Raw genomic sequence first — 24,446 nt, 5'->3', positions numbered from 1 at the left:
TCCCACCTATCAGGAAATCTCACCGAAACCTCCAAGCACGGCTCCTGGCGTAGTATCTTGTGATCCGGTTCACTTTCCAAATTTAAGGACCATCCATGGAAGCCATCTTCGCCGCCGCCATCGTTCTCGCCTTCATCGCCCTGGGCGAATTGATCTCGATCTGGTCGAAAGCCCGCATACCCAGCCTGCTCGTGGCGATGCTCGGCATCTTCGTCTTCGCGAAGATCGGCATCGTCCCCGACTCCGTCGTCGACGACTCGATGCTCGTGCAGATCTACACGATCCTCGTCGCCCCGCTGCTGTTCCATATGGGCACGCTCATCCCGCTGCGCGTGATGCTCAAACAGTGGCGCTCGGTGATCATCGCGGTGTCCGGCATGCTCGTGGCCGTCCTGCTCATCCTCGCGGTCGTCGCCCCGCTCTTCGGATTCGAGACCTTCGTCGCCGGTTCCGGCCCACTGGCCGGAGGCATCGTCGCCACCAGCCTGACGACCGAGGGGCTGACGGCCCACGGAGCCGCCTCGTCGATCATCGTGCTCCCGGCACTCGTGCTCATGCTCCAGTCCCTGCCGTCGATGCCGATGACGAACTTCCTGCTCCGCCGGTACGCCACGAAGCTGCGCGACAGCGGCGAACTCAACGATCTCGCCGCCGCTCACCATGAAGACGAGGCCGAGGCCGCGCAGAAGAAGAAGCTCATCACCCTGCCGTCCTTCCTCATCGACAACCAGCTGTTCATGCTCTTCCTCATCCTCGTCGGCGGATCGATCGCCACCCTCATCGAGATCCCCACGCACATCCCATCCTCGATCGTCGCTCTCCTCCTCGGTATTCTCGCCACAGCGATCGGCCTCTCACCGGATAAGGCGATGGAGAGGTCGAACTCGTTCGGCATCGCCATGGCCGGCGTCATCGCCATCGTCATGGCCCCGCTCGTCACCGCCTCGGTGCAGGACGTCATCAACGCCTTCCTGCCGACCATCTCGATCCTCATCGTCGGCGGCGCCGGCATCGTCATCGGCGGTTTCGTCGCCACGAAGCTGCTGCGGTGGAAGGCACCGCTGGGCATGTCGGTGGCGCTGACGGCAATGTACGGCTTCCCCGCCGACTATCTGCTCACCAACGAGGTGGCCCGTTCCATCGCCCGTGACGACGAGGAGAAGGAAGCCCTGCTCAACGTCATGCTTCCGCCGATGCTCGTCGGCGGCTTCACCTCGGTGTCGGCCGGATCCGTCGTCATCGCCAGCGTCCTCGTGAGCCTGCTGTGAGCGCGGCGCACAGCGGCACCCGGGACCTCCTCGCCGAGGGCGGAGCCCTGCTGTCTGAACTCCAGGATCTGCGGCGTGCACTCCACACGATGCCGGAGATCGGCCTCGACCTGCCCCGGACCCAGGCTGCCGTCCTCGAGGCCCTGGCCGGTCTCGATCTCGAGGTGACCACGGGCGAGAGCACCACCTCGGTGGTCGCCGTCCTGCGCGGCTCGCATCCGAACAGGCCCGTCGATGCTCCCGCCGTGCTCCTGCGCGGAGACATGGACGCGCTGCCCGTGGCGGAGGAGACGGACGAGCCGTTCGCCTCGACGAACGGAAACATGCACGCCTGCGGCCACGACCTGCACACCGCAGGTCTCGTCGGAGCCGCACGGCTCCTCCACAGCCACCGGCATGAGCTGGCCGGGGATGTCGTCTTCATGTTCCAGCCCGGGGAGGAGGGTTACAACGGCGCGTCGGTGATGATCGACGAAGGTGTGCTCGATTCCACCGGTACGCGGGCGATCGCCGCGTTCGGAGTCCACGTGCTTCCGCGCGCTCGCGGGGTCGTCGCGACCCGCCCCGGAACTCTGCAGGCGGGTTCGAACACGCTGCGGGTGACCATCCACGGACGCGGCGGACACGGGTCTCAGCCGCAGACCGCCGTCGACCCGGTGCCGGCTCTGGCCGAACTCGTCACGGCGCTGCAGAACATGGTCAGCCGCCGCATCGACGTCTTCGACCCCATCGCGATGTCGGTGACCCAGTTGCGCGCCTCGGACGCGATCAACGTCATCCCCGCCTCGGCGAGCCTGGGGGCGACCGTCCGCACGCTCTCCGACGAATCCCTCGACATCGTCCGCACCCGGTCGAAGCAGCTCGCCGACGGCATCGCCGCGGCCCACGGCTGCACCGCCGAGGTGGATTTCGACGTCCAATACCCCGTCACCGTCAACGACATCGACGAGACCGGGTGGGCGGTCGACGAACTCCGGGGCCTCCTCGGCGAGGACCGGGTGGACCTTCTGGAGCAGCCGATCATGCCGAGTGAGGACTTCTCGTTCGTCCTCCGCGAGGTGCCGGGCACGTATCTCATGCTCGGGGCCGAGCGCACGGACGTTCCCGCCGACCGACAGGGCAACAACCACTCCCCCTTCGTCATCTTCGACGATTCGGTGCTCGGCGATCAGGCGGCTCTCCTGGCACACCTTGCTATCGAGAGACTGGCGCAGGAGTCGCTGACGTCGTAGCGCCGAGGCGGTGGCCGCGGTCATGTGCCTCACGTCGCGGTCGCCTACCGGAAGCTCCCTCTCACCCTCACATCGAACCATCCGTCACCGCCTCACCTGCGGAAGAAGTGCCACCACCGCCGAGGTGACCCACCGGACCCAGCGTCACCGTCGGCCGCTCCCGGGCTACCGTCCGTCGCTTCCGGGCCACCGTCCGTGGGCGGTCGGCCTCTCAAGGGCGGGGCAACCTCGGCGCCGTCGGTCTTCGTGGTTCGGAGGCTGCGTCGCAGCCGCCACGCGCTGACTTCCTTCTCCACGTCTCGCGGAGGGGTGAAGACGGGCGGGCCCTCGCGCAGATCCATCACCGCTTCGCGGACACGGGCGTTGAACCCTGCGAGGTAGTCGCGAACGTCGGATTCGCTGGTGAAGGCGTCGATGGTGTCTTCGAGGACGGCGTTCTCCTTGCGCAGTTGGAATGCGGCAGGAGCGACGCCGTTGACGCCTTCGTTGTCCATCTTCTGCTTGATCCACCAGTCGGGATCGGAGGACCCGTGCAGGCCGGTCAGCGGCTTGCCGAGGCCGGGCAGATCGTCGAAATCTCCGCGCTTGATGGCCTTGTCGAGGGCGGATTCGACCACGGCGTTGCGGTCCTCGAGCGAATTCAGACGCCGAGGCGACCCTTCGTCAGTCGGTTCCTCACTCATCGTCTCGCCTCTCCTCACACCCGCGCACCGCGCGATGTCCCTCAACGCTAGGGGTCCGGTTCGGTCGTGGCAACCGCGGGCCGCGAGAATCCTGGGCTCCGCAACCGTGCTCAACACAACTGTCCGTCGAATGTGCATACGTCCCTGCATTTGTGCGCAACGCCCGCATTTCCGATGCACAGTCGCGAATGTCCGCGGCTGAAGAGAGCCTGGAGCAAGCACGGGGTACAAGAGAAGCTCCGTGACCGATCGGTCACGGAGCTTCTCCGTTCTGCGTGGCAGATATAGGATTCGAACCTATGAAGGCAATGCCGGCTGATTTACAGTCAGCTCCCTTTGGCCGCTCGGGCAATCTGCCGCAGTCAGCGCTCGATGAGCACCTGAAAAGAATACAAGGATCGGGACCGAATCACCAACTCGATTGACGCACATCACATCCGGGGCCCTCCACTAGACTTGCGGTGAGAGTCCCGCCCGCCGAGCCCGGGCACGATGCCCACGAGAACTAGGAGCACCCATGGCCAGCGAATCCTCATTCGACGTCGTCAGCAAGGTCGACCGCCAGGAGGCAGACAACGCGCTGAACCAAGCGGCGAAGGAGATCAACTCCCGCTACGACTTCCGCGGCACCGACGCCTCGATCGCCTGGAGCGGCGAGGCCGTGCAGATGAAGGCCAACAGCGAAGACCGGGTCAAGGCCATCCTCGATGTCTTCCAGTCGAAGCTGGTCAAGCGCGGCATCTCGTTGAAGTCCCTCGAGGACGGCGACCCCTACCCCTCGGGCAAGGAGTACCGCATCGACGCCTCGATCAAGGAGGGTATCGACAAGGACAACGCGAAGAAGATCTCGAAGATCATCCGCGACGAGGGCCCCAAGGGCGTCAAGGCGCAGATCCAGGGCGACGAGCTGCGCGTGAGCTCGAAGAAGCGCGATGACCTGCAGGAGGTCATCTCCCTGCTCAAGAGTCAGGACCTCGACGTCGACCTTCAGTTCACGAACTACCGCTGAGGCCGGCGCCGCTCATTCACTTCGCACTCTCTCGGCGACATCGAGCAGCTCGGCCGTGACGGTCGAGTTCATCTGTTCATCGTCGATGTGGGGCGAACCGTCGCCTTTCTGCGCACCGTAGTCGCCGAAGCTCGAATGGCTGGCTCCCTGAATCTCGATCATCGTCGCCGAGGCGGGGAGCTTCTCACGAGCGTCCGCGACTTTCTGCGGTGTGGAGAGTCCGTCCTCGCTGCCGGAGAGGCTGAGCACCGGAAGCTGATCGCCGGAGAGATCGGCGGCGCAATAGGAGCCGAAGAGCACCAGCGCGTCGGCTTCGTCGGCGGCGGAGCAGGCACGGACCCCGCCCATGGAATGCCCGCCGACCATCCACGACTCGGTCCCAGGCGAATAGTCCGTGAAGGTGGACAGACCGCGCGGGTCGACGATGGCCAGGCGCAGCCACGGTCTGACGATGACGACCGCGGCAGAGCCTTCGGCCACGATCCCGCTCAGACGCCGAGCGTAGGCTTCAGCGTCGACCTTCGCTCCGGGGTAGAAGACGAGACCGATAGATGTCCTCGTCTCCTCGGCCGGGCGCAGCACGACAGCGTCCGCATGCTCTTCGACGGTGATCGTCGGGTCGGTGAGAACGGATTCCCAGGCCCCCGCTTCGGCGTGCATCACTCCCGATTTCGCCCAGATCGCCAGCGTGAGAACGGCGAGGACACAGAGCGCCAGTACACCGGCCAGCACTCGGAGCGCCCAGCGGCGTACTGCTCGAATGGAAGTCACCCATGGAGTCTACGCGTGAGATTCCACGGGCACTCCCCCATACCCCAACCGGCCCCCGGCTGCTCGACTATGACGAACTGAGTCGCCTTCTGACCGAACCGTACGTTCCTTGACCCTCACGTGACGGGCTGTGACGCCGATCATCGGCTCGGCTCGCACGCATCCGCCGCCGCTGTGAGGATGGCGGCATGTCCACCACACTGACCACGCCGCGGATCTCCGCCTCGGCTCCGGCTTCCGCGATCGAATCGCAGCCGGCAGCCCGGCACCGCCTGCGCCGGGCACTGTCCTTCGAGGTCATCCCACCCCGGTCCGAGAAGCAGGCCACACGTCTGCCCGAGCTGTTGGCCTTCCTCGACTCGCTGAGCCCCGACTACCTCGCCGTGACCTCCTCGGCCAACAGCGGCTGGCTGCAGGGCACCGCGGACTTCATCGCCGACATCACCGCCACCACCTCCCTACGGCCACTGGCTCATCTGGCCTGCACGGCCGGCACCGAGGCGGAGCTGCTGCCCTGGATCGACCACCTCCTCGGCGTCGGAGTCCGTGGATTCCTCGCCATCCGCGGCGATCTTCCCGCCGGAGAATCGCACCTGCCGCCCGGACATCTCGCCCACGCCGATGCCCTCGTCCAGCTTCTGCGCACCGTCGAGACCGACAACGTCGCTCGGCTGGCCGCCGGACGTCTCGGCATCGGCGTCGCCGCCTATCCTTCCGGGCACCCCGAGTCCACGGGGCCGGAAGAGGACCTCGACGTACTGGCAGCCAAACAGCGCAACGGCGCCGACTTCGCGATCACGCAGCTCTTCTTCGACCCGAACGCCTATGCCAGGCTGCGCCGTCGCGCCGAGCATGCCGGCATCACCATTCCGATGATCCCCGGCATCCTGCCGATCACCGATCTCAAGCGACTGCACACGATGGGGCGCCTCTCCGGACTCCCCGTCCCCGACCGCCTCATCGCCCGCTTCGATCATGTCGGAGATGCCGCCGCCGCTCGACGCATCGGGCTCGCGATCACCGCCGAGCACACCGCCGCGATCCTCGACCAGGGAGCCGACGGCCTCCACTTCTACACCTTCAACGACCTGACTACCACCGAAGAGCTGCTCACCGCACTCGATGGCAAAGGAGTATCCGTGTCCTCATTCCCACCCCCGCCGCCACCTCGGCGGTGGCCGCCGACGACCGACAGCGAAACCACAACACAGAAGGAAGCACATTCATGACCACCGAATTCCCACAGGCAACGATCACCGGCTACCCGCGCATCGGACCGCGACGCGAACAGAAGAAGGCCCTCGAATCCTATTGGTCCGGCCGCATCGACGCCGCTGAATTCGCCCAGGCCGTGCACACCCTGCGCATCGACACCTACCATCGGCTGCATGCGCTCGGTCTCACCGAGGACTACGCGATCCCCGTGTCCTACAGTCACTACGATCACGTCCTCGACACCGCACTGAGCGTCGGTCTCATCCCCTCAGAGACGACCGGCACCGATTTCGACCTCGACGAATACTTCGCCCTCGCCCGCGGAACCGATCAGCGTTCCCCACTCGAGATGACGAAATGGTTCGACACAAACTACCACTACCTCGTGCCCGAACTCGAGGACTCGACGACGTTCAGGGCCCACCCGCAGCATCTGCTCTCCCTCGTCTCCGAAGCCAGGACCGCCGGCCACCTCGTCCGTCCCGTACTCGTCGGGCCGGTCACCCTGCTCACCCTGGCGAAGACAGCGCCGGGCACCACCACCTCGCCGCTGGATCGGCTCGAGGAACTCACGGCCGTCTACCTCGACGTCATCTCCATCCTCGCCGCCGCCGGCGTCGAGTGGGTCCAGCTCGATGAGCCGGCGCTGGTCACCGACGTCCCCGGCCTCTCCGATGAGCAGCTCGCCGAGGCGGCCGGTCGTGCCTATGCCGTCCTGTCCGGGGCGAGCACGCATCCGAAGATCTTCGTCACCGCCCCGTACGGGACCCTGCGGTCCGGACTCTCGGCACTGGCGACCTCGGGCATCGATGCCCTCGGCGTCGACATCTCCGCGGCCACCCGCAGCATCGACCCGGGGTACCTCGACCGCGTGGCCGCCGAGGTGCCCGAGTCGACCCACCTTGTCGCCGGCATCGTCGACGGACGCAACGTGTGGGCAGCTGACCTGGAAGAGAGCCTCGGCGTGCTCACCGGTCTGGGACGCGAATCGCTGAGCGTCTCGACCTCGACCTCCCTCCTCCACGTGCCCTACACCGTGGCCAACGAGTCCGCCCTCCCGGTCGACGTCGCCTCCTGGCTGTCCTTCGCCGAGGAGAAGGTCACCGAGATCGAAGCACTGTCGACCGCCCTGTCCTCCGGGGCCGAGGCCCGCACCGAGGCATTCAACCGTTCGGATCGTGCCCGCCGCACCCGGGCCGAGTCGGCGCGGGTCCACAACGCCGAGGTGGCTGCCCGCACCGCAGCCCTGGCCGATGATGACGGCTTCCGCACCGACTATGCGACGAGGCGGGAGGCACAGGCCGCCCTTGAGATCCCGTCTCTGCCGACGACGACCATCGGATCGTTCCCGCAGACGGCCGAGGTGCGTCGGGCGCGTGCCGATCATCGGGCGTCGCGGATCGATGACACCGCGTACGAAGCGGCGATGAAGGCGGAGATCGATCGGGTCGTGGCGCTGCAGGAGGACCTCGGACTCGATGTCATCGTCCACGGCGAGCCCGAACGCAATGATATGGTCCAGTACTTCGCAGAGAACCTCGACGGGTTCGCTACCACGGACAACGGCTGGGTGCAGTCCTACGGCTCGCGCTGCACCCGGCCGCCGATCCTCTTCGGTGATGTCTCTCGGCCGGCGCCGATCACCGTCGAGTGGTCGACGTACACCGCGACGCAGACCCGGCGACTCGTCAAGGGCATGCTCACCGGCCCGGTGACGATCCTCGCATGGTCCTTCGTCCGCGATGACGTGTCCTTGGCCGAATCGGCCGATCAGATCGCCCTGGCGCTCTCGGACGAGGTCGCCGACCTCGAAGCGGCCGGCATCGGCATCGTCCAGGTCGATGAGCCGGCCCTGCGAGAGCTCCTGCCGCTGCGGGAGGCCGACCGGGCGGCGTACCTCGACTGGTCGGTCCGCTCGTTCCGACTCGTCAATTCCCGAGTCGCTGCAGGAACGCAGATCCACACCCATCTGTGCTATTCGGAGTTCGGGGAGATCATCGACGCGATCAACGCCCTCGACGCCGATGTCACGAGCATCGAGGCGGCCCGGTCACGGATGGAGGTGCTCGACGACATCGCCGATTTCGACTTCGTGCGCGGGATCGGGCCCGGCGTCTACGACATCCATTCGCCGAGGGTGCCTTCGGTACCCGAGCTCACCGAGCTCATCGATGCCGCATTGGCGAAGGTTCCGGCCGAGCGGCTGTGGATCAACCCCGACTGCGGGCTCAAGACCCGCGGCTACTCAGAGGTCCGCGCCTCGCTGGCCAACCTCGTCGCCGCCCGTGATGCCGTCCTCTCGCGGAAGACGGAAACGGTCACGGTCTGATTCGGACGAAGAGTGAGGCAGCACTCGGCGCCGGGACGAAGGACGAGCCCCCGCGCCGTGAGGAGAGGCAACGCCGCTGAGCCGGGCGGGAGGACGAACCTCCCGCCCGGCTGTCGTCTCAGCCTCGGGGCAGTTCGAGGGGAATGTAGTACAGGCCTTTCGAGTCCTCCTCCACACTGACTCGCAGGCGATCGTCGACGGCGATGAAGTCGTTGACCTTGATGGTGCCCTTGACCTCGCTGAGTTTGCGCACGGCGAAGGCCGGGATGAGGCCCTGGCGGCCCGAACCGTCGACCGCCAGTGCGTATTTGGGTCCGGTGGCCCGCACTCTGACGTCGATGGCGCTCTGCTGCTCGCGCAGCGCCACGGGGTCGAGTTCGTGTTCGGGGTCGGTCAGCACGGTGAGCTCGACGGCCAGGGTGTCGGCCATGTCATCGACCGTGGCCAGCATGTTCGCCATCGCCCGGGCGAATTCCCCGTGCAGCTTGCTCGGCTTCATCGCCGCACCCGGTTTGTACATGTCCTCATGGGTCAGTTCGCTCCAGGCATCCTGGAGTCGGGTCTTGACCTGGATTTCGGCGAAGACCGGCTGCCCCTGGTCAGAGGGGATGCGGAGAATGACGTGGCAGGCTCGGTAGCCGCTCGCCTTCGGAGGATTCGTGTAGTCCCGCGACTCGATGAGGTCGAAGGAGCCGAGCTGTTCGGGGTCGCGCAGGGCCGCGAACATCATCTTCTGATCGCGCGGGGACTTGCACAGCACCTTGACGCCGACGATGTCGCGGATCTGGTCCTCGACATCGTCGGTGTCGCGGACCTCCAGCAGCGGATCCTCATCGAACTTCTCGGTCAGCTTGGCCAGGGTCCTCGCGGCGTCCTTGATCCGATGCCCGTCGACGTCGAGGCGGGAGATGTCCTTGTCCTTGAGCAGGCCCTTCTGCTGTTCTTTGAGCCAATGCTTGATCCGCACGGCCGCCGTCTGCCAGGCGTCGAGGCGTTCGACATAGGCGCGTTCGACGACCGTTCTCAGCTCCGATTCTTGGCTCACGGGGCCTCCCTGCCTGTTTTCGGCGCGCACACCGGTGCGCAGTGGACGTTTCCGACTCTACGCGTCGGGACCATCCCACACCGGCAACGACTCGTCACCCCGGTGCACCGGGTGGAGATGACGCTGCCGGTGCCGGATGGCGGTCGGAGTGTAGGACGTGCCGCCCCCGGTGCGGTGTGACGGAAACGGTGCGGGATGGCCCGGACTGCCCGAAAACCCGGTGGCGGACACAGCGACCGGTGGCGGACGCAGTGACCGGTGGCTGACACAGCGACCGATGACGGACGCAGTGACCGGTGGCGAACGCAGCGACAGAATCAGTGACCGGAGGCAGACTGGCCGACTGACTCGGAGGTGACATGTCCGCGTGCCTCAATGAGCATCGCCTCGCGGGTGGCGAGCTTGATCCGTTCGCGGCCCTCGGCCTCGCCGGCGGCCTTCTCGGCGGCCTCTACGCGGTGGTAGCCCTCCCAGTCGACGTAGTCGATGCCCTTGGACTCGAGGAGGTCGACGATCGCCGACTCGTCGGGGTACACCGGTTCGGTGAGCGCCCCGGCCTCACGGTCGGCGAAGACATGTCCGATCGTCTCGAGCGCATCACCCTTCGTGTGGCCGATGAGCCCGACGGGTCCGCGCTTGATCCACCCGGTGGCGTAGACGCCCTGGACGACATCGGCCCCGGCGGCCTGTGTCTGATCGTCGGCGTCGACGACCCGCCCCTCGTGGTTGGGGATCACTCGTCTGCGGTCATCGAAGGGCAGCTGCGGCAGCTGCGTGCCGGCATAGCCGACCGCGCGGTAGACCGCGTCGAGCTCCCAGTCGTGGAAGGCTCCGGTCCCGTTGACTCCGCCGGACCCGTCGAGCTCCATGCGCTCGGTGCGCAGACCGGTCACCCGGTCCTCGCCGAGGATGGCCACCGGTGCGTGGAGGAAGTGCAGGTGGAGGCGACGCTTCGCTCCCGTCTCCTCACGCATCGTGAAGTCAGTGAGGGTCTTCGCCACCTGCTTGACCTGATTGCTCGACTCGATGGCCTCCATGGAGCCCTCGTCGAACTCGAAGTCTTCGGGGTAGACGATGATGTCGACGTCCTTGACATGTCCGAGCTCCCGCAGCTCCAATGGGGTGAACTTCGCCTGCGCCGGCCCGCGACGGCCGAACACGTGGACGTCGGTGACCTGCGAGGACTTCAGGCCCTCGTAGACGTGATCGGGGATCTCCGTGGTGTGCATGTCATCAGCCTGCTTCGCCAGCACACGCGCCACGTCGAGGGCGACATTGCCGTTGCCGATGACCGCGACCCGCTCGGCATCCAGCGGCCAGGTCTGGCCTACGTCGGGATGGGAGTCGTACCAGTTGACGAAGTCCGCGGCCCCATAGGAGCCGGGCAGATCGATGCCGGGCAGATCGAGGGCGGCATCGACGAAGCAGCCGGTGGAGAAGATGACGGCGTCATAGCGGTCGGTGAGCTCTTCGAGATGGAGGTCGACGCCGTATTCGACGTTCGTGAACAGCCGGATGTCACCACGGTCGAGGACCTTGATGAGCGCGTTGATGATGCCCTTGATCCGCGGATGGTCGGGGGCAACTCCGTAGCGGACGAGGCCGAAGGGAGTCGGCAGACGATCGAAGAGATCGATACTCAGATCGAAGTCGCGTTCGGCCTTCGCCATGAGATCAGCAGCGTAGATCCCGGCAGGACCGGCGCCTACGATTGCCACCCGGAAGGGACGAGTCATTCTCACACCTCTCTAGTCAGTCGACCCCGAGTCTATCGCCAATGTAGGCAATCCTTACAACGACGTGACCAAACTCGCACTCCACCCTCGGCCCATACCAGCTGTCGGAACGACTCGCGAGAAGTCTGGGAGTTCCCTAGACTCACTCTGTGATCGCCTCTGCACCTGATGAGTCCGCGTTCCGGCGCGTCGGACTGGGATATGGAACCTCTGCCTACATCATCTGGGGGCTCATCCCCCTCCTCTTCGCTGCGGCCGCCCCGACCGGCGCGTTCGAGATCGTCGCCCATCGCATCATCTGGTCGCTGATCTTCTGCGCCGTCCTCCTCTTCTTCGCCAGGGGCTTCGTCCGCACATGGAAGATCGTGCGCTCGGGACGGACATTCGGCCTGCTCGCACTGGCGTCAGTCCTCATCGCGATCAACTGGACGACGTACGTCTACGGGATCGAGTCCGGCCACCTCGTCGAGATCTCTCTGGGGTACTACCTCAATCCGCTCATCTCGATCGGCCTCGGCGTGATCCTGCTCAAGGAGAAGCTGCGCCCACTCCAGTGGGCCGCGGTGGGCGTCGGTGCCGTCGCCGTCATCGTCGTCGGACTCGGCCTCGGCCGATTCCCCTACCTCGCCCTCACCGTCGCACTCTCCTTCGGCCTCTACGGCCTCGTGAAGAACAAGGTCGGCGGGACCGTCGGTGCACTCGAGGGCATGACGGTCGAGACCGCCGTGCTCACCATCCCGAGTATCGGCTTCCTGCTCTACCTCGCTTCCCAGGGTGTCGGCACCTTCACCGGCTTCGGTGCATGGCACGTGGTCATCCTCCTGGCCACCGGCCCCCTCACGGCAATTCCCCTCATCCTCTTCGGTGCCGCCGCGCGCAGGATCCCCCTGTCGTGGGTGGGCATGCTGCAGTACATAGCCCCGACGATGCAGTTCATCCTCGGTGTCGCCGTCTTCGGTGAGACGATGTCGACGACGAGGTGGATCGGCTTCCTCATCATCTGGATCGCCGTCATCCTGCTGTGCACAGACATGATCCGCCAGTCGCGCAGGCATCCTCGCATCGGCTGAGGCACCGGCCGACGGTCGACCGCGCCAGCGGGCATCGAATCCGACCGGGGCGCGCCCCGGCTCGGTCCGCCGAAACCGCAGCCAACCTCGCCGAGGCGGCCGACACCGACCGTGGATCAGCTCAGCACCGCCAGCACTCCTCCGGCGAGCATCGCGACCACCGCTACGGCGGCACCCATCGCCGCGGTCGTCTTCCATCCCATCGCCTTGCCGACCATGACCATCGACGGAATGCTCAGGGCCGGCAGGGCGATGAGCAGGACACCGGTGACGCCGGCACCGACCCCCAGCGGCAGGAAGGTGAGGATGATCGGGATCTCTCCCCCGGTCGGGATGACGAGCAGCGTCGCCACGATCGCCGCCACGAGCACCGCGCCGGCACCCAGCTGCGCTTCGAGTCCGTAGACTCCGGTCAGCCACGGAGCGAGCAGCCCGACGAGGAAGACGAGTGCGAGGTGCTCGGGCACGAGGATGAGTGTGAACCGGCCCAGCGACCGAAGGTAGCGCACGGGCAGGGAGGGCAGCCTCGGCGAGGTGGGGCTCGGGTCGGGCGCAGCCTCGGCGCCTCCCGTGATCCACCGTCCGATGAGCGCGCTGGCGCCGACGGCGATGAGGAGGGCGAAGACGATGCGCACGGCCACGTACTGCCAGGGCAGGACGAGGGCCAAGAAGATGAGCACGGCCGGATTGAGCAGCGGATTGCCGACCCAGTACGCCAGCGCCGCGGATCGTCTCACCCCGGTGTCGCGCAGACCCGCGGCGACGGGTGCCGCACAGCAGGTGCACATCATGCTCGGCGTGGACAGGGCGGCTCCGACGAGGGCCTGGCCCGTGTGGCTGCGACGGTTGAGCAGCCGGGCCAGCCAACCGCGAGGCACGAGGGCATCGATGGCCGCGGCGACGAGCAGTGCCACGAGCAGCGCCTTCCACACGGCGGTGAAGTACACGAGCGTGAAGTCCCAGGCCCCGGCGAACGAGATCGTGTCGCCGGCCGCGTCGAAGAGCGGGCCTCCGTCCCACATCGAGGTCTGGCTCATCGTCCGGGCCTTATCCCAGTAGGGCAGCCATTTCGACCAGCTCAGCCCCACCACGAGGACTGCGACGAGGACGCCCAGGCCGATCCAATCGGCGGGAGCCAGTCGTCGTGAGGAGTGTGAGGGCACCGGTGCCGTGGGGCTGGTCATCGCTGTTCGTCCTTGCTTCGGCCGCGGTGATGCGGAACGGAGAATTCAGCCAGAGAAGTTCAGGAGGTGCGGGCGACGACGGAGTCGGCGAACGCGAACAGGGAGTCTTTCACCTGTCCTGCCGGCAGCGGTGCGAGGGCGACCTTCGCCTCATCGGCCCAGCGCAGAGCCTCGGCGCGGGCACGTTCGGTCACGGGGTGCGCGGCCAGGGCGGCCCGAGCGGTCTCCAAGGCGACGTCGGAGCTCAAATCCTCATCGAGGAGGCGCACCACCTCTGCGGCGGAATCATCACCGTCGGCGGCAGCGGCCCGCACGTAGAGCACGGGCAGGGTCGGAACGCGTTCGCGCAGGTCCGTGCCCGGGGTCTTGCCGGACTCGGAGCTCGTCGTGGTGAGGTCGATGATGTCGTCGGCGAGCTGGAAGGCCACGCCCACACGCTCACCGAAGGTGCGCACGGGCTCGGCCAGCGCCGGATCCGCGCCGGAGAACATGACCCCGAACTGCGCCGAAGTGGCGATGAGCGAGCCCGTCTTGTCCGCGAGCACCTGGATGTAGTGATCAATGACGTCGGCGCCCTCGGGCGGTCCGGCGAATTCGTTGAGCTGACCGAGGACGAGGCGTTCGAAGGTCTCGGCCTGGATGCGCACGGCCTCGGGACCGAGCTTCGCCGTCACCCCGGAGGCCTTTGAGAATAGCAGGTCGCCGGTGAGGATGGCCACCGAGTTGCCCCACACCTCGTGGGCGGCCGGTGCCCCGCGGCGCACGGGAGCGTCATCCATGACGTCGTCGTGGTAGAGCGAGGCGAGGTGGATGAGCTCGACGGCCACGGCCGCGTCGATGATGTCCTCGGTGTCGGCCTGACCCAGGCGGGCGGTGAGCAGCACGAGGTTCGGGCGGGCGCGTTTGCCGCCGGCGGCCAGCAGATGCTTCGAGGTCTCGTCGGGCAGCCGACGCATCTGCGCGGTCACCTCATAGAGCCTGGCCTCGACGGCGTCCAACTGAGTCGAGATCTCCGCCGCGAGCTGGGCGTCGTCACCGGTGAAGGTGGCCTGAGAGGCTGGGTGGCTCATGTCCTCGTCATTCGTCGTAGTCGGTGTCTGTCCTCGCCCGAGTGCTCAGCCGTTGCTGGTGGCCGGGACGATTCGGGTCAGGGCGTCGATCACCCTGTCGATGAGATCGGCGTGGGAGACCTTCGGGTCGCGGTAGAGGTTCGCCAACAATTTGACGACGAACTCCATCACAACGTCAACACCCATACCGTACTTGATTCCGAACTGCATGAGCGCAGGGTGGCCGATGATCGAGGCGAAAACCCGTCCGAGGGTGAAGTAGCCGCCCAGGGAGTTCCCGAGCAGTTCGGGGTATTCGGCCAGTCGTGCACGCAGCACGTGCTGCGGGTAGCGGGAGTAGGTGGAGATCACCTCGGCGGCGATGCGCGCCGATTCCAGCGCGTAGTCGATGCCCTCCCCGTTGAACGGGTTGACCATTCCGCCGGAGTCGCCGACGAGCAGCAGCCCGCGGTGGAAGTGAGGGGTGCGGTTGAACGCCATCGGCAGGGCCGCGGACTTGATCGGTCCCAGCTCGGTAGTCTCATCGATGCCCCATTCGTGGCCCATGTCCGCAATCCACTGCCCCATCACCGAGCGCAGGTCGACGGATCTGAACTGCGGCGAGGAGTCGAGCAGGCCGGCGCCGATGTTCACGGTGCCGTCGCCGAGAGGGAAGATCCACCCGTATCCGGGCAGGGTCTCGGATTCGCCGTTCGCGTTGCTCGAGCGCATCTCGACCCAGGACTCGATGTAGTCGTCGGCGTGCCGAGGTGTCGTGTGATACGAGCGGGCGGCGATGCCCATGGGGCGGTCGTCGCGCTTCTCCAGGCCCATGGCCACGGCCAGGCGGGAGGAGACTCCGTCGGCGGCGATGACGATGGGGGCGCGGAAGTGGGCTTCGGGTCCGACACGGCGACCGCGGTGGTCGGTGCCCGAGGCGTGCACCCCGCGGATCCATCCGTCCTCGCCGATGTCCGGGGAGATCGCCTTGACCTGTTCGAAGAGGCGGGCACCGCTGCGTTGGGCATGCCGGGCGAAGGCTTCGTCCATGCTCATGCGGGGGCGGGTCAGTCCGTAGTTCGGGGTGCCGTCGATGTCGGGCCAGTCGAGTTCGAGGCGGTGGCCGCCTCCGATGAGTCGCAGTCCCCGGTTCGGGTGCCAGCCGTCGGATGCCTCGAGCTCCATGCCGAGGAACCCGGCTTCCTTGACTGCGCGTGGGGTCAGGGCGTCGCCGCAGATCTTGTCGCGGGGGAAGCCTGACTTCTCGAGGATGATCACCTCGTGTCCGGCCTGGGCGAGGTAGGCGCCGATCGCCGATCCGGCCGGGCCGGCACCGACGATGACGACCTCGGCGTCGAACTCGTTCACGGTTTGAGAGCGTGATGGACGGCGACGATTCCGCCGGTGAGGTTGCGGTACTTCACCTGGTCGAACCCGGCGTCGAGGATCTGGTGGGCGAACGCGTCCTGGTTCGGCCAGGCGCGGATCGACTCGGCCAGGTAGACGTAGGCCTCGGGGTTCGAGGACACGGCGCGGGCAACGGCGGGCAGTGCCCGCATGAGGTATTCCTTGTACACGAGGCTGAAGGCGTCGAGGGTCGGGGTGGAGAACTCGCAGATGACGAGCCGTCCGCCGGGTTTGAGCACACGCAGCATCTCGGCAAGGGCCGTGTCGACGTCGTGGACGTTGCGGATGCCGAAGGAGATCGTGACGACGTCGAAGCTGTCGTCGGAGAAGGGCAGATCCATCGCATCGGCGTAGATGAAGTCGATCTGCGGGTGACGACGGCGGCCTTCGGAGAGCATGCCCGACGAGATGTCCCCGGCGACCACCTCGGCGCCGTGATGGGTGAACGTCATCGACGAGGTGCCGGTTCCCGCCGCCAGATCGAGCACGCGTTCGCCGGGTCCGGCGGCCACGGAATGGGCGACGGTGCGCCGCCAGGTGCGGGCGAGACCGAAGGTGAGGACGTCGTTCGTGAGGTCGTAGCGGGAGGCGACATCATCGAACATCGAGGCGACGTCGTCGGGCTGCTTGTCCAGCTGGGCACGATTCATGCTCTCATTGTCTCAACACCACCGCGCAGACGGCGAATCCGGATCCCCGCTCTCACGCGGGCGCGGATGTGGAGATAGCCACATTCGCCGTTCCCACCATCACCGAGGCGGCGGATCGACAGCGGGTCCTCGTCTAGAATCGAAGCGACATGACTACGACATACGGCACCTCCGACATCCTCGCCGCTCCCCCGCGTCTGAACGTAGCCTCCCGCTTCGTCGACGACGTCGATCCGGGTCCGGGCTTCCCGTTCGAGTCCGGTCTGCCGACCACTGTCGAGCAGACCCTCGAGCTGCTCCCGACGACGGCGTTCTCGTGCTGGGTCCGCGACACCTCCGGGCTGATCGGCTTCGGACGGACGATGCGCATCAGCGCGCGCGGTCCCGAACGGTTCACCGAACTCTCGCGTGCCTGGTCGGCGATCGCCGAGGCGGCCAGTGTCGAGGACGAGGTCGACCTGCTCGGGTCGGGTCTGATGTGCTTCGCCACGGTCGCGTATTCCGGGGAGTCGAGCGTCGACTCGATCCTCCACATCCCCGAATTCGTGCTCGGCCGCCGCGGGGGCCGCGTATGGCTGACATCGATCACGACGTCCGACGAGCATCCCGTGCCGCCGGTGCTCCACCCCGAACCGCTGCGCCGCATCGAGTCGGCGACGTCCGAGCCGGGTGAACTCGATCCGAGCAGGTGGGCGCGGCTGGTCGAACAGGTTTCGGCGATGCTCACCCCCATCGACACCACCGCCGAGGTGGACGCGTTCACCGACGATCCGACGCTGCGCAAGATCGTCCTCGCCCGCGACGAGGTGGTCACCACCGAGAACGACATCGACGTGCGTGCCGTGCTCGGGGCGCTCAACCGCAGCTATCCGAGCTGCTGGACCTTCGACGTCGCCGGGCTGATCGGGTCGACCCCGGAGCTGCTCATCGGGGTCGAGAACGGTCGGGTGACCTCCCGCGTCCTCGCCGGTACTTATCGGGTGGAGAAGAACCCGATGGAGGAGATGCCGCAGGCGAGGAAGCTGCTGAGCGCACACAAGGACAGCACCGAACACGCTTTCGCCATCGCGTCGCTGCAGCGCAGCCTGGGTTCGGTCGCCGAGGACGTCACCGTCGATGAGCGCCCGCACCTGCTGCCGTTGGCCAATGTCATCCATTCGGCTTCGGATGCGCAGGCGACGCTGGCGGCAGGCTCCGACCTCAACGCCCTCGACATCGCCGCCGCCGTCCACCCCACCGCAGCAGTTGGCGGGTACCCGCAGGCGAGCGCCGTCGCCCACGTCGATGAACTCGAACCGCTCGACCGCGGCCGCTATTCTGGCCCCGTCGGGTGGATGGACGGGCGGGGCAACGGCCAGTTCGGCATCGCCCTGCGCTGTGGTCAGCTTGAGGACCGCAACCGGATCCGCCTCTACGCCGGTGCCGGGATCATGCCCGATTCGGATCCCGCCACCGAGGTGGCCGAGACGAATGCGAAGTTCGCCCCGATGCGTCGGGCGCTGGGTCTGGACTGAAGGTCCGGGTCAGACCAACCGGGCTGCCTCCCCGGCCACTCTGCCTCCCCGGCCACTCTGCCCGCCCGGGCCGCTCACACCATCTCGGCGCTCACACCGCCTGGGCCGCTCACTCACCGGTTCGGTTGAAGAACGCGTCCTGCACGGCGTGTTCTTCGAGGCAAACGATCAGTGAGCCGGATCAGCGCGGGATGGCGACCTCGATGATGCGGCGACTTCCGGCAACGCCGGTGCCGGAGACGTCAGCAGCGTTCGCACCGGAGGCGTCGGCGCTGCCTTCACCGGCGAAGGCGCGTTCGAACGCTGCCGCGCTCGTCACCTGCGCATAGTCCCACCCGTATCCTGCAGCGAGGTCGGCGAATCCGCGGCCGTGCGGGACGGTGAAGTACCGCTCCAGATATCCTGCGAGGTGGTCCTGGGAGTGTTCGAGTCCGGAGAAGATCGCTCCCCCGTCGTCGTTGAGCACCACGATCGTCACGTCGCCGATGGCCTCGGCGCTGGGGGTGAGCAGCCCGCCGATGTCGTGGAGCATCGCGATGTCCCCGATGAGCAGAACGACCGGCTCACCCAACCCGAGGGACAGCCCCGTGGCAGTGGAGACGAGTCCGTCGATGCCCGCCAGTCCCCGCGAGGCATGGATGCGGGCACGGATGTCGGCGGCATCGCTGAGATAGCGCACCGAGTTCGAACTCGCGACGAAGAGTGTGGTGTCCTGCCCGGCGAGGTATTCGGTGATCGCGCGTGCAGTCGACTGGAAATCCCCCGCCGAGGCGGCGCCTGCAGACCCGGTCGACTCCGCGTGCGAGGACCTGGTCGACTCCGCTGCCGCGGAACGTTCGTTCCGAGCGGCTGCGACAAAGCCCTCCCCCGCATCGATCCAGTCACGCACCCACACAGCGCCCGCAGCGGCATCGCCGTCTGCGACATCGGTCTTGACTGTGTCATCCGCGATAGTCGCTTCGTCCGCAACGATCGCCCCGCCCGTCACGGTCACCTCGTCCGTCACGGTCAGGGTCAGCGCATCGATATCGTCGGGCACGCGCTGCACGGTCACCCTTTCGTCGGCGAGCAGCGCGGCCACGGGTCGTGTCAGCGTCGGCTTGCCGTGGACGATGACTGTCCGGATCGCATCCCGCAGGTCTGTCCGCTCGTCGAGGACCCGCGCGTGGGAGGGCACGAAAGTCGAGGACTCTTCTGTTGCCCGCGCCAGCGGACTCGAGGGTTCGGCGAGCACCGGCAAGTGGTGAGCGGCGGCGAGCGAACGCAGCGATTCGGCCGGGTGACCACCCGCGTCGCCGGCGACGATGACGGTGCCGGAGGTGATCGTCACGGTGGCTCCGGAGCGTGCTCCCTCCGCCGGCCCGGCTTGGGCGACCCTCTCGGACGGTGCGGCGGTCATGGCCTGCCCGACTGTCGTCGCCGAAGGCTCGGACTCGGCCATCCCCTCGACCTCATCGGTCCACGTCCTCAGTTCGTCCGGGGTCGGAACCAGCGGGGTGTCGAACTGCACGTTGAACTGGACCGGTCCGGCCACCTCGGCGCCGGTTCCGCCGACCTGACCCACCGACACCGACACCGCAGTGGTCACCGCGCAATCAACGATCTCCGCGTCCTCACCTGCGGCAGTGTCAAAGCGGGCGCGGACATCGCTGAGCACTTGGGACTGATCGTCGATGGTCTGGTTGGCGCCGGTCGCCCGCAGTCGGGCGGGTCGGTCGGCGCTGAGCACAAGCAACGGCAGATGCCCGTAGGAAGCCTCGAGGACGGCAGGGTGAAGATTGGCCACGGCCGATCCGGAGGTCGTCACGACCGCCACGGCAGACTGCCGTTCGCGCGCACGCAGGCCGCGGGCCAGGCCGAGGGCGAGGAACCCGGCGTCGCGCTCGTCGATGCGCACATGCGTGCGGAGCAGCCCCGCCTCGTTCAGCGGTGCCAGGGCGTAGACCAAGGGAGCGGACCGGGAACCGGGGGCGATGACCACATCGGTCACCCGCGATCGGACCAGGCTCCGGGCTATCTGCTGCGCCACCGCGCTCGAATTCGACATCACCTGATATTCAACCACTTGCCCACCTGCGGTTCATCTCGACCCTCTAGCCTCGAGAAATGCGCCGCTCGTTGATCATCGCGATGGGAGCACGTGCCATCCGCACGCTGACCGCGGCTCGCGCACAGCGCGGACGGTACCCTGCCCTCGAACAGAACAGTGCCTTCCTCGGGCCCGAACCCCGCGGCAAGGATGCCCAGACGTGGCATATCCGTGACAAACGCAAACTCTCGCCGAGGCTGCGCGAATTCTTCATCTACTCCCCCGCACTCGGCCGCACCGTCGGTGTCCGCGTGCTCCTGCCCGGCATCCCCGCCGAGGTCAGCCCCGTCATTCACCTCTTCCACGGCGGCGGAGACGACTTCCGTTCGTGGACGGACTTCGGATCCGCCGAGGAGCTCACGCTCGAGACCCCCTACCTCGTCGTCATGCCCGACGGTGGGGCGGGGACCTATTCCCGGTTGGCGGTCGGCAGCGAGGTCCACGACTGGCCGCGCTTCCACACCGAGGAGATCCCCGCCTTTCTCAAAGCGAACTTCTCCGTCGATTGGGCACCGGCCAACCAGCTGCTCGCGGGACTGTCGATGGGCGGATACGGGACGATGAAATACGCCGCCTGGCACCCGGACCGCTTCGGCGCCGCGGCCGCGTTCTCCTCACCCCTGGACCCACTGTCGACGGTGCCGGCCTTCGATATCATCGCGATGCGCGAAGGGGCGAGATCGATGACGCTCTTCGGCGACCCGGTGGCCGACCGCAGCGAATGGCTGGCGAACTCCCCGTACGCGCTGGCCGAGAACCTCTTCGGCCTCGACCTGTGGTTCAGCGCCGGGTCCGGCAGCCTCGAGGAGTCGAAGGACCGCGATCTGCTCGAGTCGATGATCAACAGCCAGGGTGAGCGCTTCTCCGCCCGCCTCAACGGACTGGGCATCCGGCACTCGTGGTTTCCCCGCACCAGCGGTCTGCACAACTGGAGCAGCTGGGAGCGCGAGCTCGGCGCGTGGCTGACAACGCTGGGTCGCCGCCGGAACTATGCGAGTTCGGACCGTCGAGGGCCCGGCGTCGCCGACGGCAGTGAGTTCTCTTATCTCACCGGGCATGCCCTCTTCGACATCCACGGCTGGAGGGTGGAGATCTCCCGGCGTCGGGCTCAGATCGTGCGCTTCGACGCCGTCAGCGCCGCCGGCTTCTCCCTGTCCGGGACGGGCAGCTTCCGGGTGCGCACCCCGGGCCTGTTCGAGCCCAAGCGCCGCTATGACATCACGGTCTCCGGACCCAGCGGCGACAATGCCTATCAGCAGCGGGCGGACAAGAAGGGGCGACTGACTTTCACGGGGCGACTGGCCGCGGCCATGCACGACCCGATCATCCCCGGCAGACGCACTCAGCACTTCACCACGCTGGGACAGGATGAGGTGACGACGGTCCGAATCGCCTCGGCGCCGGTCGATGCGGACACGGGTGTGGGCGCGGACGGCGACCATGCCTCAGCGGTCGATGTTTCAGATCCGGCACAGCCTGAGTCCGCGGATGACGTGCTGGGCGCATATATTGAGAGCGGTCGTGATGCTGCGGCCGCCGATTCTCCTACGGAACGCTGACTCGAGAGGTCTATCATGAAACGCATACTCCCAGCCATCGCGCTCATCGCCGGTCTGACCCTTGTGGGCTGCTCGGGCGGCCAAGACGGCGGCGACAAGGCGCAGGAAGACGGCGGCGGCGCTGCGGCTCAGACCGAGGAGGCACCGCAGGCGACTCAGCTCGACGAGGCGCAGCTGAAGAAGATCCTCGAATCCACCGATGCGGACGGCCTGTCGTTCAAGACCATCGACACCACCGCGGCCTCCGGCAGCCAAGCTCTCAAGGCGCTCGAACAGGCCGAGTACGAACCCAGCGAGTGCAAGGACCTGTCGATGGCGGCGCTCAACGCCGCGAAGGCCAGTGACACCACCACGGTCACCGGTGTCTCGAGCGACAACACCATGTCCGTCGGACTCGTCAGCCTCGCCGACGATGAAGCCGCAGCGTCTCAGCTGAAGACCTCGAGCGCGGTGACGGAGAAGTGCAGCGACGTGAGCATCAAGTCCCAGGGCATCGAGATGAAGATGAAGTTCGAGTCCTTCGACGCCACCGTCTCAGGTGCCGACGAAACGGTCGGGGTCAAGGCGACGATCGATGCCGGCGGTCAGACGGTCCTCAACACGAGTTCCATCTCCGCTCGTGTCGGCAACAACGTCGTCACCGCGGCCAATGTCGCTGACATCGACGAGTCGACCGTGTCGACGACCGCCGAGACCTTCGTCGACGCCGTCAAGAACGCCGGCTGAGTTCGGGCCAGCTCGGTCGAGACCAGGCCCGGCTGGGTCGAGGTCGGCTCAGCTGAGTTCGAGTCCGGCTCAGCCGGGTTCGGGCTCGCGTCGCAGAAGCGACCAGCATTGCTGGAGTCGCTCTGCCCACCAGTCGTATCGCCCCGGATCCACCGCCAGCGTCTGCAGGCGGTCAGGGTCCGGGGCGATGCGCGTGACAGGGACGTATCCGTCGACCGGCCGCATCCCGGCGTTCGGGTTCGTGACGTCGTCGGCGAAGAGACGCACGGTGCCCAGTCCGCAGGCCGGATCATCACCGAGGAGTCTGCGACTGATCTCGGTGCGGGGCAGTCCGGCGGCCAGTGTCGCACCTGCGGCCAGACCGACTGATGATTCGAGCGCCGAGGACACCACGGCCGGCAGGCCGCAGTCGTCGATGACTGCACGTGCTGATCCGATGCCGCCCAGCGGCTGGACCTTGACGATGATGACCTCGGCAGCACCGAGTTCGGCCACCCGCAGCGGGTCCTCGGCTTTGCGAATGGATTCGTCGGCGGCGAGCACGACCGGCAGTCTGCGACGGTCGAGTTCGGCACGGAGCCGCGCCATGTCCTCGACCGCCGCGACGGGCTGTTCGAAGTACTGGAGACCGAAGTCGGCGAACTGCGCCGAGGCGGTCAGCGCCTCATCGAGCGAATAGCCGGCGTTGGCATCGAGGCGCAGAGTGGCCTGCGGGAAGAGTCGGCGGAACTCGCGCAGTCGTTCGAGGTCCTCAGCCAGAGAATCGAGTCCATGCTCGGCGACCTTGGCTTTGACGGTGCCGACGCGGCCGTAGCGGGCGAGGATGGTTTCGACCTCGCCGGGCGAACAGGCCGGCAGCGTGCCGTTGACCGCCACTTTTTCACGGTGCGGTTCGGCCGCCTCGGCGGGCGCTGATTCCGTGTCCGCCGAGCAGGCGTCCACCGACCGGACGGACGAGGCCGGGTGAAGACCGGTCGGCGACGTGATGAGGCCGGCGAATTCGAGGGCGGCCTGCAGCCAGCGGCTCGCCTCCTCGGTGCGGTATTCGACGAACGGGGAGAACTCGGCCCAGCCGGCGGGACCGGAGAAGAGCGCGACTTCGCGTTCGGTGATGCTGCGGAACCGGGTGACCATGGGCAGCCGCAGCACATGCAGATCGTCGATGACCTCGTCGAACCGTTCGGGGAGATCGGAGAGAGTGCACGCGTGGTCGGCCATGCCCTCAGACTATCCCTCGTCGTTGGGGCACGACAGCGTGCAGGGGCCGGTACCAGCCTGTGCTCAGAAACGCCGGTCCGAGCCTTGCGTTCAGAGGTCCTCGCTCTCAGAGGCCCTGCAGGAACGCATGCACCCGCGATCGCACCAGCCCGGCAGCATCGGCGTCGAACGCTTCGAGCGAGGAATCCGTGAAGAGATGCGCGTTGCCGGGGTAGACGAACAATTCGGCCGAGGGCGTCGATTCGGCGAGCTCACGTGCTGCCGTCAGATCCTCGTCGAAGAACTCGTCGCCGTCCATCCCGTGGATCTGTACCGGGAGCCCGTCGGGCCACGACTGCCCGAATTCGGAGACCGGGGCGCACGAATGCAGGAACAGGGCACCTCGGGCACCCGGTCGGGTCTGGGCCAGCTGCTGGGCGGTCATCACTCCGTAGGAGAAGCCTGCATAGACGAGCTCGGGCCCCAACCAATCGGCTGCTGCCAGGCCCTTGTCGCGGAGCGCATCGAAGCCGATCTCCTGGGCAAAGGCGAGGCCGTCGTCGATCGAGGCGAAGGTCTGTCCGTCGAACAGGTCGGGGGTGTGCACGGTGTGGCCCTGCTGCCGCAGATCCTCGGCGAAGGCGCTGACCCCGTCGGTGAGGCCCTGGATATGGTGATAGAGCAGAACTTCGGCCATCTTCAGTCTCCCATTG

General features: G+C 66.9%; 20 protein-coding genes and 1 tRNA gene. 9 read left to right on the top strand and 12 right to left on the bottom strand.

Annotated elements, in window-relative coordinates; translation table 11 throughout:
- Positions 1-95: 95 nt before the first annotated feature.
- Together HK401_RS11465 and HK401_RS11460 are read left to right on the top strand one after the other, a co-directional pair.
- Entirely contained in the window at positions 96-1,268 is a 1,173-nt protein-coding gene (locus HK401_RS11465) for a hypothetical protein (RefSeq protein ID WP_181274786.1), read from the top strand.
- Positions 1,265-2,500 (top strand): M20 metallopeptidase family protein, encoded by a 1,236-nt coding sequence (locus tag HK401_RS11460; protein WP_309135970.1) that lies wholly within the window; start codon positions 1,265-1,267, stop codon positions 2,498-2,500. Before HK401_RS11465 ends, HK401_RS11460 begins: the two co-directional genes overlap by 4 nt.
- 92 nt (positions 2,501-2,592) lie before the next feature.
- Here the strand turns inward: HK401_RS11460 and HK401_RS11455 are convergent, their stop codons facing one another.
- Both HK401_RS11455 and HK401_RS11450 read right to left on the bottom strand, forming a co-directional pair.
- The gene (locus HK401_RS11455; protein ID WP_181274785.1) at positions 2,593-3,183 is read right to left on the bottom strand and encodes a DnaJ family domain-containing protein; all 591 of its coding nucleotides are present in this window, start codon (positions 3,181-3,183) and stop codon (positions 2,593-2,595) included.
- 276 nt (positions 3,184-3,459) lie between these two features.
- A tRNA-Tyr gene (locus HK401_RS11450) sits at positions 3,460-3,541 on the bottom strand.
- A gap of 159 nt (positions 3,542-3,700) precedes the next feature.
- Here HK401_RS11450 and HK401_RS11445 point away from each other — a divergent pair.
- Positions 3,701-4,192, top strand: a complete 492-nt coding sequence (locus tag HK401_RS11445; protein WP_181274783.1) for a YajQ family cyclic di-GMP-binding protein — start codon at positions 3,701-3,703, stop codon at positions 4,190-4,192.
- 12 nt (positions 4,193-4,204) lie between these two features.
- Here HK401_RS11445 and HK401_RS11440 read toward each other — a convergent pair whose 3' ends face one another.
- Positions 4,205-4,963: an alpha/beta hydrolase gene (locus HK401_RS11440; RefSeq protein WP_309135969.1), complete on the bottom strand. Its 759-nt coding sequence runs from the start codon at positions 4,961-4,963 to the stop codon at positions 4,205-4,207.
- A 188-nt stretch (positions 4,964-5,151) separates the two neighbouring features.
- Between HK401_RS11440 and HK401_RS11435 the strand changes: the two genes are divergently transcribed.
- A complete protein-coding gene (locus HK401_RS11435) occupies positions 5,152-6,192 on the top strand; it encodes a methylenetetrahydrofolate reductase (protein ID WP_181274782.1) in 1,041 nt (346 codons plus the stop codon).
- A complete protein-coding gene (metE, locus tag HK401_RS11430) occupies positions 6,189-8,507 on the top strand; it encodes a 5-methyltetrahydropteroyltriglutamate--homocysteine S-methyltransferase (protein ID WP_181274780.1) in 2,319 nt (772 codons plus the stop codon). Before HK401_RS11435 ends, metE begins: the two co-directional genes overlap by 4 nt.
- 118 nt (positions 8,508-8,625) lie before the next feature.
- On the opposite strand, the gene HK401_RS11425 is transcribed toward metE, so the two are convergent.
- Positions 8,626-9,552, bottom strand: coding sequence for a GTP pyrophosphokinase (locus HK401_RS11425; protein WP_181274778.1), 927 nt, complete (start codon positions 9,550-9,552; stop codon positions 8,626-8,628).
- A gap of 317 nt (positions 9,553-9,869) precedes the next feature.
- A complete protein-coding gene (locus HK401_RS11420; RefSeq protein WP_181274777.1) occupies positions 9,870-11,288 on the bottom strand; it encodes an FAD-dependent oxidoreductase in 1,419 nt (472 codons plus the stop codon).
- Positions 11,289-11,437: 149 nt separating this feature from the next.
- Between HK401_RS11420 and rarD the strand changes: the two genes are divergently transcribed.
- Positions 11,438-12,358: an EamA family transporter RarD gene (gene rarD, locus HK401_RS11415; RefSeq protein ID WP_373563648.1), complete on the top strand. Its 921-nt coding sequence runs from the start codon at positions 11,438-11,440 to the stop codon at positions 12,356-12,358.
- Between the two features lie 116 nt (positions 12,359-12,474).
- On the opposite strand, the gene HK401_RS11410 is transcribed toward rarD, so the two are convergent.
- The 4 genes from HK401_RS11410 to HK401_RS11395 are packed head-to-tail and all read right to left on the bottom strand — an operon-like array spanning position 12,475 to position 16,648.
- Positions 12,475-13,542 carry a permease gene (locus tag HK401_RS11410; RefSeq protein WP_181274776.1) on the bottom strand — a complete coding sequence of 356 codons (1,068 nt, stop codon included), beginning with the start codon at positions 13,540-13,542 and terminating at the stop codon, positions 12,475-12,477.
- A 59-nt stretch (positions 13,543-13,601) separates the two neighbouring features.
- Positions 13,602-14,612 carry a polyprenyl synthetase family protein gene (locus tag HK401_RS11405; RefSeq protein ID WP_181274774.1) on the bottom strand — a complete coding sequence of 337 codons (1,011 nt, stop codon included), beginning with the start codon at positions 14,610-14,612 and terminating at the stop codon, positions 13,602-13,604.
- A 45-nt stretch (positions 14,613-14,657) separates the two neighbouring features.
- On the bottom strand, positions 14,658-15,959 hold the full coding sequence (locus tag HK401_RS11400; RefSeq protein ID WP_181274773.1) for a geranylgeranyl reductase family protein: 1,302 nt from the start codon (positions 15,957-15,959) through the stop codon (positions 14,658-14,660).
- Positions 15,956-16,648: a demethylmenaquinone methyltransferase gene (locus HK401_RS11395; RefSeq protein WP_181274772.1), complete on the bottom strand. Its 693-nt coding sequence runs from the start codon at positions 16,646-16,648 to the stop codon at positions 15,956-15,958. Before HK401_RS11395 ends, HK401_RS11400 begins: the two co-directional genes overlap by 4 nt.
- 149 nt (positions 16,649-16,797) lie before the next feature.
- Between HK401_RS11395 and HK401_RS11390 the strand changes: the two genes are divergently transcribed.
- Positions 16,798-18,162, top strand: coding sequence for an isochorismate synthase (locus HK401_RS11390; RefSeq protein WP_181274770.1), 1,365 nt, complete (start codon positions 16,798-16,800; stop codon positions 18,160-18,162).
- Positions 18,163-18,343: 181 nt separating this feature from the next.
- Here the strand turns inward: HK401_RS11390 and menD are convergent, their stop codons facing one another.
- Positions 18,344-20,209, bottom strand: a complete 1,866-nt coding sequence (gene menD, locus HK401_RS11385; protein ID WP_219921877.1) for a 2-succinyl-5-enolpyruvyl-6-hydroxy-3-cyclohexene-1-carboxylic-acid synthase — start codon at positions 20,207-20,209, stop codon at positions 18,344-18,346.
- A 59-nt stretch (positions 20,210-20,268) separates the two neighbouring features.
- Between menD and HK401_RS11380 the strand changes: the two genes are divergently transcribed.
- Together HK401_RS11380 and HK401_RS11375 are read left to right on the top strand one after the other, a co-directional pair.
- Positions 20,269-21,810: an alpha/beta hydrolase gene (locus HK401_RS11380; RefSeq protein ID WP_181274768.1), complete on the top strand. Its 1,542-nt coding sequence runs from the start codon at positions 20,269-20,271 to the stop codon at positions 21,808-21,810.
- 15 nt (positions 21,811-21,825) lie between these two features.
- Positions 21,826-22,536: a hypothetical protein gene (locus HK401_RS11375; RefSeq protein ID WP_181274766.1), complete on the top strand. Its 711-nt coding sequence runs from the start codon at positions 21,826-21,828 to the stop codon at positions 22,534-22,536.
- 69 nt (positions 22,537-22,605) lie between these two features.
- Here HK401_RS11375 and HK401_RS11370 read toward each other — a convergent pair whose 3' ends face one another.
- Positions 22,606-23,754 (bottom strand): o-succinylbenzoate synthase, encoded by a 1,149-nt coding sequence (locus HK401_RS11370; RefSeq protein ID WP_181274765.1) that lies wholly within the window; start codon positions 23,752-23,754, stop codon positions 22,606-22,608.
- 106 nt (positions 23,755-23,860) lie between these two features.
- Positions 23,861-24,430 (bottom strand): dienelactone hydrolase family protein, encoded by a 570-nt coding sequence (locus HK401_RS11365; RefSeq protein ID WP_181274763.1) that lies wholly within the window; start codon positions 24,428-24,430, stop codon positions 23,861-23,863.
- Positions 24,431-24,446: the final 16 nt, after the last annotated feature.

It is taken from the genome of Brevibacterium oceani, assembly GCF_013623835.1.
Lineage (GTDB): Bacteria > Actinomycetota > Actinomycetes > Actinomycetales > Brevibacteriaceae > Brevibacterium > Brevibacterium oceani.
This window is presented reverse-complemented; position numbering and strand designations above follow the sequence as displayed.